This window comes from Streptomyces sp. McG3 (assembly GCF_018619185.1).
GTDB lineage: Bacteria > Actinomycetota > Actinomycetes > Streptomycetales > Streptomycetaceae > Streptomyces.
In genome coordinates this window covers 1-1017 of the sequence record NZ_JAAXYC010000573.1, presented here as the reverse complement: position 1 = coordinate 1017, position 1017 = coordinate 1, and the positions used below count along the sequence as shown (strand labels likewise).

Annotated in this window: 1 protein-coding gene; it reads left to right on the top strand. The window is 69.1% G+C overall.

Annotated elements, in window-relative coordinates; all coding sequences use genetic code 11:
- A partial coding sequence (locus HET64_RS38515) for an AMP-binding protein (RefSeq protein WP_215111864.1) occupies positions 1-1017 on the top strand: 1017 nt, incomplete at both ends.

The following is a 1017-nucleotide window of genomic DNA, read 5'->3' as shown; positions in this document are numbered from 1 at the left end:
TCCTTGCCGAGGAGACCACGGGCGGTGAACTCTCCCTCGTACTGGAGTACAGCACGGACCTCTTCACGGAGCAGACGGCTCGCGCGGTCCTCGACGACATCCAGCGCGCCTGCCGTGCGGCGGCTGCGGACCCCGCATGTCCGGTCGGTGAACTCGCCCCGGTGTCCCAGCAGGAGAGCGAGCTTCTGCGCACCTGGAACCGGACGGACCGCTACGACCAGCTGAACTCCCTGATCGCCAGGGTCAGGGATCATGCCTCCACCCGGCCGGACGCCATCGCTCTCACCGATGACCACGGTTCCCTGACCTACGCGGAGTTGGCGGGGCGGGCCAGTCGTCTCACCCGTGAGCTGCTCGCTGCGGGTGTCATGGCTGACGACCGGGTCGCCTACCACGGAGAGCGGGGTGTGGACGCGGTGGTCGCGTTCCTCGGCATTCTGGGCGCGGGTGGCGCGTATCTGCCGCTGGACCCGAACGCCCCGCTGGCGCGGAAGGCCGACATGGTCACCGCGTCCGGCGCCCGCCACCTCATCACCACGGCCGACCACACCGCCCAGACCGATGCCATCGCCTCGGAAGCCGGCCGACCCGGCCAAGCCGCGCAGACCGATGCCATCGCCTCGGCGGCCGGGACACATCCCATCGTCCTCGTCTGTCCCACGGCGGCCGACGGGCCCGACGCACTCGCCCCGGTCCGCACCGCGCACGACGATCTGGCTTATGTCCTTTACACCTCGGGGTCGACGGGGCGTCCGAAGGGCGCCATGGTCCATCACGCGGGTATGAACAACCATCTCCTGGCGAAGGTCGATGATCTGGCGTTGACGAGCGGTGATGTGATCGCGCAGAACGCGGCGCTGACCTTCGACATCTCGGTGTGGCAGATGACTGCGGCCCTGGTGGCGGGCGGTCGCACCACGATCTACGGGGACGAGACGGCCCATCACGCGACGGACCTGTTCACCCGCGCCGACAGGGACGCCGTCACGATCCTCGAAGTCGTCCCGTCACTGCTCC